Origin of the sequence: Burkholderia sp. HMSC10F09 (genome assembly GCF_001806955.1) — a bacterium.
GTDB classification, from domain to species: Bacteria; Pseudomonadota; Gammaproteobacteria; order Burkholderiales; family Burkholderiaceae; genus Burkholderia; species Burkholderia multivorans.
Genome location: NZ_KV786786.1, coordinates 54,715 through 65,049, shown reverse-complemented (window position 1 = coordinate 65,049; position 10,335 = coordinate 54,715). Strand labels below are relative to the sequence as shown.

The following is a 10,335-nucleotide window of genomic DNA, read 5'->3' as shown; positions in this document are numbered from 1 at the left end:
CAGGCCGGCACGGGCCGCCGGTCGCGGCCGGTCCGCGCGGCTGACGCGCCCGCGCGCGGCACAGCGCGAAGGGGCGCGATCATCGCGTCGATTGCTGAGAGAAGGGCGGGCTTTACGGTATAATCCGTTTTTCCCGCGAGCATCCAGCGATGACCAAATATGTTTTCGTCACCGGCGGCGTAGTTTCTTCCCTCGGCAAGGGCATTGCCGCCGCCTCTCTCGCCGCGATCCTCGAATCGCGCGGTCTGAAAGTCACCCTCCTCAAACTCGATCCCTACATCAACGTCGACCCCGGCACGATGAGCCCGTTTCAGCACGGCGAAGTGTTCGTGACGGAAGACGGCGCAGAGACGGATCTCGACCTCGGCCACTATGAGCGCTTCATCAGCACGAAGATGCGCAAGGCCAACAACTTCACGACCGGCCAGATCTACGAATCGGTGATCCGCAAGGAGCGCCGCGGCGACTATCTGGGCAAGACCGTGCAGGTCATCCCGCACATCACGAACGAGATCCAGGCGTTCATCGAGCGCGGCGCGGCGTCGGCCACCTGCGGCGAGCCGGACGTCGCGATCGTCGAGATCGGCGGCACGGTCGGCGACATCGAGTCGCTGCCGTTCCTCGAGGCCGCGCGCCAGATGAGCCTGCGCCTCGGCCGCAACAGCGCGTGCTTCGTGCACCTGACGCTCGTGCCGTACATCGCGACGGCCGGCGAACTGAAGACGAAGCCGACGCAGCACAGCGTGCAGAAGCTGCGCGAGATCGGCATCTCGCCGCACGTGCTGCTGTGCCGTGCCGACCGCCGCATCCCCGACGACGAATCGAAGAAGATCTCGCTGTTCTCGAACGTGCCGGAAGACGCGGTGATCTCCGTGTGGGACGTCGACAGCATCTACAAGATTCCGCAGATGCTGCACGACCAGGGCCTCGACCGCATCATCTGCGAGGAACTGAAGCTGTCGCCGAAGGACGCCGACCTCAGCATGTGGTCGGAGCTCGTCGAGAAGCTCGAGAATCCGAAGCACGAAGTGACGATCGGCATGGTCGGCAAGTACGTCGACCTGACCGAGTCGTACAAGTCGCTGATCGAGGCGCTGCGCCATGCGTCGCTGCACACGTCGACGAAGGTCAACATCGAGTACATCGACTCGGAAGAGATCGAGACGAACGGCGTCGACAGCCTCAAGCATCTCGACGCGGTGCTGGTGCCGGGCGGCTTCGGCCGTCGCGGGACCGAAGGCAAGATCGCGGCGATCCGCTATGCGCGCGAAGCGAAGGTGCCGTATCTCGGCATCTGCCTCGGCATGCAGCTCGCGGTGATCGAATTCGCGCGCGACGTCGTCGGCCTGAAGCAGGCGAACAGCACGGAATTCGATCCGGACACGCCGGAACGCGTGGTCGCGCTGATCACCGAGTGGTACGACCGCGAAGGGAAGGTCGAGACGCGCACGGAGGATTCCGATCTCGGCGGCACGATGCGTCTCGGCTCGCAGCGCTGCCCGATCAAGCCCGGCACGCTCGCGGAAGAGATTTACGGCAAGGACGTGAACGAGCGTCACCGCCACCGTTATGAAGTCAATAACCGCTTCGTGCCCCAGCTCGAAAGCGGCGGCCTTATCATCAGCGCGCGTACCCCGAGCGAGGATCTGCCGGAAATGATGGAACTGCCGCGTTCGATGCACCCGTGGTTCGTCGGCGTACAGTTCCACCCGGAATTCACGTCGACGCCGCGTGACGGTCACCCCCTGTTCAACTCGTTCGTCGAAGCCGCGCTCGCCAACAAGGAAGCGCGCGCCGGAGTGCAAGCATGAAGCTCTGCGATTTCGAGGTCGGTCTCGACAAGCCTTTCTTCCTGATCGCGGGTACCTGCGTCGTCGAATCGGAGCAAATGACGATCGACACCGCCGGCCGGCTGAAGGAGATCTGCGGGAAGCTGAACATTCCGTTCATCTACAAATCGTCGTACGACAAGGCGAACCGCAGTTCCGGCAAGTCGTTTCGCGGCCTCGGAATGGACGAGGGGCTGCGGATCCTGTCCGAGGTGAAGCGTCAGCTCGGGCTGCCGGTGCTGACCGACGTGCATTCGATCGACGAGATCGAGCCGGTCGCGTCGGTCGTCGACGTGCTGCAGACGCCCGCGTTCCTGTGCCGCCAGACGGACTTCATCCACGCGTGCGCGCGCTCGGGCAAGCCGGTCAACATCAAGAAAGGCCAGTTTCTCGCGCCGCACGACATGAAGAACGTGATCGACAAGGCGCGCGATGCCGCGCGTGAGGCCGGTCTCTCGGAAGACCGCTTCATGGCGTGCGAGCGCGGCGTCTCGTTCGGCTACAACAACCTCGTGTCCGACATGCGCTCGCTCGCGATCATGCGCGAGACGAACGCGCCGGTCGTGTTCGACGCGACGCACTCGGTGCAGTTGCCGGGCGGGCAGGGGACGAGCTCGGGCGGCCAGCGCGAGTTCGTGCCGGTGCTCGCACGGGCGGCGGTCGCGACCGGCGTCGCGGGGCTGTTCATGGAAACGCATCCGAATCCGGCCGAAGCGAAGTCGGACGGTCCTAACGCAGTGCCGCTGAACCGGATGAGCGCGCTGCTCGAAACGCTCGTCACGCTCGACCAGGCGGTGAAGCGCGGTCCGTTCCTGGAAAACGATTTCAATTAAAGACCGAATGAACCTTGCGGCGGCTTCGGGCGTCAGTAGCGAAAGCAGTCCCGGCGCGCAGGCCGTCGCAGCTTGAAGAATCCATCGTCATTCTCAGAGGAAACCCATGAGTGCAATCGTAGATATCATCGGCCGCGAGATTCTGGATTCGCGCGGCAACCCCACCGTCGAATGCGACGTGCTGCTCGAATCGGGCACGATGGGCCGCGCGGCGGTGCCGTCGGGCGCGTCCACCGGCTCGCGCGAAGCGATCGAACTGCGTGACGGCGAAGCCGGCCGCTACAACGGCAAGGGCGTGCTGAAGGCCGTCGAGCACATCAACACGGAAATCTCCGAAGCCATCATGGGCCTCGACGCGTCGGAACAGGCGTTCCTCGACAAGACGCTGCTCGAGCTGGACGGTACCGACAACAAGTCGCGCCTCGGCGCGAACGCGATGCTGGCCGTGTCGATGGCCGTCGCGAAGGCGGCGGCCGAGGAAGCCGGCCTGCCGCTGTACCGCTACTTCGGCGGCTCGGGCGCGATGCAGCTGCCGGTCCCGATGATGAACATCGTCAACGGCGGCGCGCACGCGAACAATAGCCTGGACATCCAGGAATTCATGATCGTCCCGGTCAGCCAGCCGACGTTCCGCGAAGCGCTGCGCTGCGGCGCCGAAGTGTTCCACGCGCTGAAGAAGATCCTGAGCGACCGCGGCATGAGCACCGCCGTCGGCGACGAAGGCGGCTTCGCGCCGAACTTCGGCAGCAACGACGAGTGCCTGTCGACGATCCTGCAGGCGATCGAGAAGGCCGGCTATCGCGCGGGCGAAGACGTGCTGCTCGCGCTCGACTGCGCGGCATCCGAGTTCTATCACGACGGCAAGTACCAGCTCGCGGGCGAAGGCCTGCAGCTGTCGTCGGCCGAATTCACCGACTACCTCTCGACGCTCGCCGACAAGTTCCCGATCGTGTCGATCGAAGACGGCATGCACGAAAGCGACTGGGACGGCTGGAAGCTGCTGACCGATCGCCTCGGCAAGAAGGTTCAGCTCGTCGGCGACGATCTGTTCGTCACGAACACGCGAATCCTGAAGGAAGGCATCGAGAAGGGCATCGCGAACTCGATCCTGATCAAGATCAACCAGATCGGTACGCTGACCGAAACGTTCGCAGCGATCGAGATGGCCAAGCGCGCGAGCTACACGGCCGTGATCTCGCACCGCTCGGGCGAAACGGAAGATTCGACGATCGCCGACATCGCGGTCGGCCTGAACGCCGGTCAGATCAAGACGGGTTCGCTGTCGCGCAGCGACCGCATCTCGAAGTACAACCAGTTGCTGCGCATCGAGGAAGATCTCGGCGACATCGCGAGCTACCCGGGCAAATCGGCTTTCTATAACCTGCGCTAACGCGCTACTATCGGGTTCGTCATCTCGACGCCGCTCTGTGCCGACGCGCGGAGCGGCGCTTCTTATATCTGCGTCTTCTACATGCGGCTTGTCACTGTCGTCCTGATTGTCCTGCTGGCGCTCATTCAGTACCCCCTATGGTGGGGACACGGCGGCTGGCTGCGGGTGCACGAGTTGCGTCAGCAACTTGACGACCAGTTGCAGAAGAATGCAGACGAGAAGCTGCGCAACGAGCGCATCGCAGGCGAAGTGCAGGATCTGCAGAGCGGCACGGCCGCCATCGAGGAGCGCGCGCGCTATGAGATGGGGATGGTGAAGGACGGCGAAGTGTTCGTGCAGTTCGTGTCGCCGAATGCGCCGCCCGCGCCGGTCAGCAACACGCCGTCGAATACGTCGACGCGCGGCGTCGTCTCGGCGGCGCCGGTGCGCGTCGTCCCGAACCCGCAGTCGATCGCGAAGCCGTCGCGGCATCACGGCGGCGACAAGGGCAAGGCCGCGCATCATTGAGTGCGACGCGGCCGATTCATTGAAAAAGCGCGGGAAATGCCGCGCTTTTTTATTTCCTGCCGAGTGTCAATCGGCGGCGATTCCGGTGGGCGTTACCACCACCAGCCCGGATAGCCGTAGCTGATGCCGGTTCCCCAGCGATTGCCCCATCCGCCGTAATACCCGCCGTACACCGTGACGGGCGGCGCCGCATAGTACGACCACGCGCGGGCGGCGGCCTCGGCTGCCATCGCGTTGTTCTGGTCGCGCAGCACCTGCTTGTCGATTTCGTCGTAGCGCTTGCGCTCGGCGGCCGACAGCACGGGCGGCTGCCCCGACGATGCGCCCGGCTCCGGCAGCCGGCTCAGGATCGTGGACGACGGCTGCACTGCGCAGCCGGCAACGGCGAGCGTGCCGGCGGCGGCGCTCGTCAGGACGAAGAGGCGAAACGGGCGGTTCATGCGATTCTCCTGCAGCGCGCCGCCGGCGGGAAACGATCGGCGCCGCGGGCCGAGGCCCGGGCGCCTGACCGCAGTGCGGCGCTCTCGTGCGTCATTATGCGCCCGCGCGGTGCGGGCGCGCGCTTCAGTGACGCTGCTCGGCGGCGGGCGTGATGCCGCTCGCGAGTTCGGGTGCCGCGAACAGCTGCGCGACGTCGACCGGATCGAATTCGTAGCGCTGGTTGCAGAACTCGCAGTGGATCTCGACGTGACCGCGTTCGGCGATGACGCTGTCGACTTCGTCGCGGCCGAGCATGCGCAGCATCGCGCCGACCTTCTCGCGCGAGCAGGTGCACTGGAAGCGCGTGCCGGCCGGCTCGAAGTGCTGGACGTTTTCCTGCCAGAAGAGCCGGCGGAACACCACCTCGGGCTCGACCTCGAGCAGCTCCTTCGCGGACAGCGTGCCGCCGAGCGTGCACACGCGTTCCCACGTGTCGATGTCCGTCTCCGCGTTGCGCGGCACGATGCCGCCGTCGCCGGGCAGCTTCTGCAGCAGCATCCCGACCGCGCGATCGCGGTCGGCCGCGAGCCACAGCCGCGTGTCGAGCTGCTCCGAGTGGTGCATGTAGTGTTCGAGCACCTGCGACACCGATTCGAGCGGGCCGTCGGCGCCGTTCAGCGGCACGATGCCCTGATACGGCTGCTGACCCGGCTGCTTGTCGGCCGGATCGAGCGTGATCACGCAGCGGCCGTGGCCGCTCGCATTGACGAGCGTTGCGAAGGTCGCATCGTCGCCGATCGTCTGCGCGGCGTCGCCCGAGAATTTGGCGGTGGCCCGCATCGACAGATCCGAACTGCACTGGACGACCAGCATCTTCACCGGCCCGTCGCCGAAGATCTGCATGATGAGGGTGCCGTTGAACTTCAGGTTCGCGGACAGCAACGCGCACGCGGCCATCATCTCGCCGAGCACGGTGCGCACCGGGGCAGGATAGTCGCGCCGCGCGAGCACTTCGTGCCACGTATTGCGCAGCGAAACGATCTCGCCGCGCACGGGCGCTGCGTTGAACATGAATTTCTGTAACTGGTCGCTCACTCTTGTTCCTTGAAATCCGTGCCGATCAGCCGATCCGCACGAGTTGCTCCTTGAAATGCGCACGCCGCTCGACATACGTCTTCGCGTTCGCGCGCAGCCGCGCAATGTCGTCTGCCGACAGCTCGCGCACGACTTTCGCCGGTGCGCCGAGAATCAGCGAGTTGTCCGGGAACGTCTTGCCTTCCGTCACCACGGCGCCGGCACCGACCAGACAGTTGCGGCCGATCACCGCTCCATTCAAGACCACCGCCTGAATTCCGATCAGCGAACCTTCGCCGATCGTGCAGCCGTGCAGCATCGCCTGGTGGCCGATCGTCACGTTTTCGGCGATCGTCAGCGGATAGCCGGGGTCGGTATGCAGCACCGCACCCTCCTGCACGTTGCTGCCCACGCCGACCGTGATCGTCTCGTTGTCGCCGCGAATCGTCGCGCCGAACCACACGCTCGCGTTTTCCTCGAGCACGACTTTGCCGATGATGGCCGCCGTATCGGCGACGAACACGCTTTCGTGGATCGTCGGGGCCGTATCGCCCAGCTTGTAGATCGTCACGGAGTCTCCTTGTCTCTTCGATGATGGGCGCCGGTAGAATGGCGCGTCTGCGCGGTGCGCCGGTCGCGCCGCAGCGAAAGTCCGTATTGTAAACCGTCGCGTGTGCGCGCTCGCGCGCGCGGCGCGACAGTGTCCCCGTTTTCGAACATGGCGTCTTCTTTTCCCGATGCGACGCAATGCGTGCGCCGCGCCGCGCTCGCCGCGCTGCGTGAATCCGCGCCCGCCGCGAAGGCCGAGCGCGTGCGTGCGCTGTACGACGCGCTCCAGGCCGGGCAGGCCGCGATCGCACCGTCGCTCGCGCTGCCCGAACCGGCCGATCTGCCCGGACGTCCGGCGCGTCCGCCGCTCGTCGAGCCGCGCCGGCTCGAGCGGCGCAGCATGCGCTCGCCCGAAGGGCGCGCGGTGCTGCTGCATGCGCTCGCGCATATCGAATTCAACGCGATCAACCTCGCGCTCGACGCAGTCTGGCGCTTCGCGGGCCAGCCGGACACGTTCTATGCGGACTGGTTGAAAGTGGCGGCCGAGGAGGCCTATCACTTCACGCTGCTGGCCGATCGGCTCGCGGCATTCGGCCATGCGTACGGCGATTTTCCGGCGCACAACGGCCTGTGGGAGATGTGCGAACGGACCAAGGACGACGTGCTCGCACGCATGGCGCTCGTGCCGCGTACGCTCGAAGCGCGCGGCCTCGACGCGTCGCCGCCGATCCGCGCACGGCTCGCGCAGGCGGGCGATCACGCATCGGCCGCGATTCTCGACGTGATCCTGCGCGACGAGATCGGGCATGTCGCGATCGGCAATCGCTGGTTCCGTCACCTGTGCGCGGCCGTCGGCCGCGATCCGGTGCCGACTTACCGGCTGCTGGCCGAGCAGTACCGCGCGCCGCGGCTGCGCGGCCCGTTCAACTTCGACGCGCGCCGCAGCGCGGGCTTCGAGCCGGCCGAACTGGACGAGTTGGCCGCGCAGGACGCCGCGGCCGGGCCGGCGGGCGAGTAGCGCGGCCGCGCGTCGTTCTCGTCAGGCTAGAGAAGTGCCTCGACACGCGCGCGGAACGCCGTACCCCGGCGCGTGCCGGCCTCCGCGATCGCTATAATCGAACGATCATTCTTTTTTTTGGCGGCCGCAATGAATGCCTCGAGTTCCGTTTCCGATTTCGTTACCGTGCGCGGCGTCCGGCTGCATGTGCGGCGCTGGGGCCGGCCCGATGCGCCGACGCTGTTCATGCTGCACGGCTGGATGGATGTCGCCGCTTCGTTCCAGTTCGTCGTCGATGCGCTTGCGGGCGACTGGCAGGTGATCGCACCGGACGCGCGCGGCTTCGGGCTGTCGGACTGGCCGGTCGCGCGGCAGGGCGGCGGTCACTACTGGTTCCACGACTATCTGGCCGACCTCGACGCGCTCGTCGACCACTATGCGCCGACCGGCGCCGTGAACCTGGTCGGCCACAGCATGGGCGCGAACGTCGTGTGTCTCTATGCGGGCGCGCGTCCCGAGCGCGTGCGGCGCGTCGTCGATCTCGAAGGCTTCGGGCTCGCGCCCGCGCGCGCCGAACAGGCGCCGCGCCGGCTGCGCGGCTGGCTCGACGAACTGCGCGAGCCGCCGGCGCTGCGCGCGTACGCGTCGCTCGACGAGGTTGCCGCGCGACTGATCAAGACCAATCCGCGTCTCGCACCGGCACGCGCGGCATTTCTCGCCGCGCATTGGTCGAAGCGCGGCGACGACGGCCTCTACCATCTGCTCGCCGATCCCGCGCACAAGCTGCCGGGGCCGTTGCTGTACCGGCTCGACGAGGTGATGGCGATTTGGGCGAAGGTCAGCGCGAAGGTGCTGCACGTCGAGGCCGTCAATTCGCCGACGCTCGCGCAGCTTGCCGGCGACATCCCGCTGCCCGAGTTCAAGGCGCGTTTCCGCGCATTCCCGGACTGGCGCGAGAAACTGGTCGAGGATGCGGGCCACATGGTGCATCACGACCAGCCCGAGCAGATTGCGGCGCTGATCGAGGCGTTCTGCGCGTAGCGGCGCGGCCGGCAGGCGGCGTGACGGCCGAGCCGGCGCGCGCAGAGGCGGGCGGACAGGCGCGCCGACAGGCGGGCGGCGCAATGCCGCATTGCAGTAGAATGAAGCTTCACCTGCCATGCCGACGATGAACGCCGATCTCCACTGCCATTCCAATGTTTCCGACGGGCTGCTGTCGCCCGCCGACGTCGCGCGCCGCGCGTACGACGGCGGCGTGACACTCTGGGCGCTCACCGATCACGACGAGGTCGGCGGCCAGGCGGCGGCGCGCGCCGAAGCCGAAGCGCTGGGCATGCGCTACCTGAGCGGCGTCGAGATTTCGGTCACGTGGGCGTCGCGTACCGTGCACATCGTCGGCCTGAACATCGATCCGGAGAACGCGGCGCTCGTCGACGGGCTGTTCCGCACGCGCCACGGCCGCGCGGCGCGCGCGCAGGCGATCGGCGCACAGCTCGCGACGCTCGGCATCCCGGGCGCGTACGACGGCGCGCTGAAGTACGTGTCGAACCCGGACCTGATCTCGCGCACGCACTTCGCGCGCTTTCTCGTCGAGAACGGCTACGCGGAATCGACGGCCGACGTGTTCGACCGCCTGCTCGGCGACGGCAAGCCGGGCTTCGTCCCGCACCGCTGGGCGACGCTGTCGGACGCCGTGCAATGGATTCGCGGCGCGGGCGGCGAGGCGATCGTCGCGCACCCGGGCCGCTACCGCTATACGCCGGTCGAATTCGACGCGTTTTTCGGCGAATTCATCGATCTCGGCGGCCGCGCGATCGAAGTCGTGACGGGCAGCCACACGCCGGATCAGTATCGCGAATACGCCGATGTGGCGCGCCGCTTCGGTTTCGAAGCGTCGCGCGGGTCGGACTTTCACGCGCCCGGCGAGGGCCGCGTCGAGCTCGGCGGCCTGCCGCCGCTGCCGTCCGATCTCAAACCGGTCTGGGCACGCTGGCTCTGATGCGCCGCCGCGGTACGCGGCCGTGCGTGCCGCGGCCCGTGCCGGCGTCCGAACTCCTTCTCTTTACGTGCTCCCATGTCCCAGTTCTTCAGGATTCATCCGGATAATCCGCAGCCGCGCCTGATCAAGCAGGCGGTGGAGATCGTCAACAAGGGCGGCGTGGTCGCGATGCCGACCGACTCGAGCTATGCGCTCGCGTGCCACCTCGACGACAAGGACGCGGTCGAGCGCGTGCGCCGCATTCGCGGCCTCGACGAAAAGCAGCATTTGTCGCTGCTCGTGCGCGATCTATCGGAGCTCGCGAACTTCGCGATGGTCGACAATCGCCAGTACCGGCAGATCAAGTCGGTCACGCCGGGGCCGTACGTGTTCATCCTGCAGGCGACGAAGGAAGTGCCGCGCCGGCTGTCGCACCCGTCGCGCAAGACGATCGGGCTGCGCGTGCCCGATCACGCGATCACGCTCGCGCTGCTGGAATCGCTCGGCCAGCCGCTGCTCGGCACGACGCTGATCCTGCCGCCGGACGACGAGCCGCTCAACGATCCCGAGGACATCCGCGCGCGGCTCGAAAAGCAGGTCGATCTCGTGATCGACGGCGGCGCGTGTCCGCGCGAACCGTCGACGGTGATCGACCTGACCGGCGACGTGCCGCAACTCGTGCGCGCAGGGCGCGGCGCACTCGAGCCGTTCGGGCTCACCGCGCCGTAAGCGCGCCGTTTCATTTTTGCGCGGAGGCG

At 66.8% G+C, this 10,335-nt stretch carries 11 protein-coding genes; 8 read left to right on the top strand and 3 right to left on the bottom strand.

Features of this window, described 5'->3' with window-relative positions; all coding sequences use genetic code 11:
- Window positions 1-149 precede the first annotated feature (149 nt).
- The 4 genes from HMPREF3115_RS18830 (at window position 150) to ftsB (ending at window position 4,559) form a co-directional block, all read left to right on the top strand.
- On the top strand, window positions 150-1,811 hold the full coding sequence (locus HMPREF3115_RS18830) for a CTP synthase (RefSeq protein WP_070555597.1): 1,662 nt from the start codon (window positions 150-152) through the stop codon (window positions 1,809-1,811).
- Complete coding sequence (gene kdsA / locus HMPREF3115_RS18825; protein ID WP_070555595.1) at window positions 1,808-2,662, top strand: 3-deoxy-8-phosphooctulonate synthase; 855 nt, start codon at window positions 1,808-1,810, stop codon at window positions 2,660-2,662. The genes HMPREF3115_RS18830 and kdsA overlap by 4 nt, the downstream gene beginning before the upstream one ends.
- Before the next feature lie 106 nt (window positions 2,663-2,768).
- Window positions 2,769-4,052 (top strand): phosphopyruvate hydratase, encoded by a 1,284-nt coding sequence (gene eno, locus HMPREF3115_RS18820; protein WP_006401935.1) that lies wholly within the window; start codon window positions 2,769-2,771, stop codon window positions 4,050-4,052.
- Between the two features lie 81 nt (window positions 4,053-4,133).
- Window positions 4,134-4,559, top strand: coding sequence for a cell division protein FtsB (ftsB, locus tag HMPREF3115_RS18815; RefSeq protein ID WP_006401934.1), 426 nt, complete (start codon window positions 4,134-4,136; stop codon window positions 4,557-4,559).
- Between the two features lie 92 nt (window positions 4,560-4,651).
- Here ftsB and HMPREF3115_RS18810 read toward each other — a convergent pair whose 3' ends face one another.
- From HMPREF3115_RS18810 to HMPREF3115_RS18800, 3 genes are all read right to left on the bottom strand, one after another.
- Window positions 4,652-4,999, bottom strand: a complete 348-nt coding sequence (locus HMPREF3115_RS18810) for a hypothetical protein (RefSeq protein WP_006401933.1) — start codon at window positions 4,997-4,999, stop codon at window positions 4,652-4,654.
- 124 nt (window positions 5,000-5,123) lie between these two features.
- Window positions 5,124-6,074: an Hsp33 family molecular chaperone HslO gene (gene hslO / locus HMPREF3115_RS18805; RefSeq protein WP_006408187.1), complete on the bottom strand. Its 951-nt coding sequence runs from the start codon at window positions 6,072-6,074 to the stop codon at window positions 5,124-5,126.
- A gap of 25 nt (window positions 6,075-6,099) precedes the next feature.
- Window positions 6,100-6,624, bottom strand: a complete 525-nt coding sequence (locus HMPREF3115_RS18800; RefSeq protein WP_006401931.1) for a gamma carbonic anhydrase family protein — start codon at window positions 6,622-6,624, stop codon at window positions 6,100-6,102.
- Window positions 6,625-6,771: 147 nt separating this feature from the next.
- On the opposite strand from HMPREF3115_RS18800, the gene HMPREF3115_RS18795 reads away from it, so the two are divergent.
- The 4 genes from HMPREF3115_RS18795 (at window position 6,772) to HMPREF3115_RS18780 (ending at window position 10,306) form a co-directional block, all read left to right on the top strand.
- Window positions 6,772-7,620: a ferritin-like domain-containing protein gene (locus HMPREF3115_RS18795; RefSeq protein ID WP_070555594.1), complete on the top strand. Its 849-nt coding sequence runs from the start codon at window positions 6,772-6,774 to the stop codon at window positions 7,618-7,620.
- 129 nt (window positions 7,621-7,749) lie between these two features.
- The gene (locus HMPREF3115_RS18790) at window positions 7,750-8,640 is read left to right on the top strand and encodes an alpha/beta fold hydrolase (RefSeq protein ID WP_065494638.1); all 891 of its coding nucleotides are present in this window, start codon (window positions 7,750-7,752) and stop codon (window positions 8,638-8,640) included.
- A 127-nt stretch (window positions 8,641-8,767) separates the two neighbouring features.
- On the top strand, window positions 8,768-9,598 hold the full coding sequence (locus HMPREF3115_RS18785) for a 3',5'-nucleoside bisphosphate phosphatase (protein WP_035948606.1): 831 nt from the start codon (window positions 8,768-8,770) through the stop codon (window positions 9,596-9,598).
- A 75-nt stretch (window positions 9,599-9,673) separates the two neighbouring features.
- Entirely contained in the window at window positions 9,674-10,306 is a 633-nt protein-coding gene (locus tag HMPREF3115_RS18780; RefSeq protein ID WP_006401927.1) for an L-threonylcarbamoyladenylate synthase, read from the top strand.
- The last annotated feature ends 29 nt before the right edge of the window (window positions 10,307-10,335 follow it).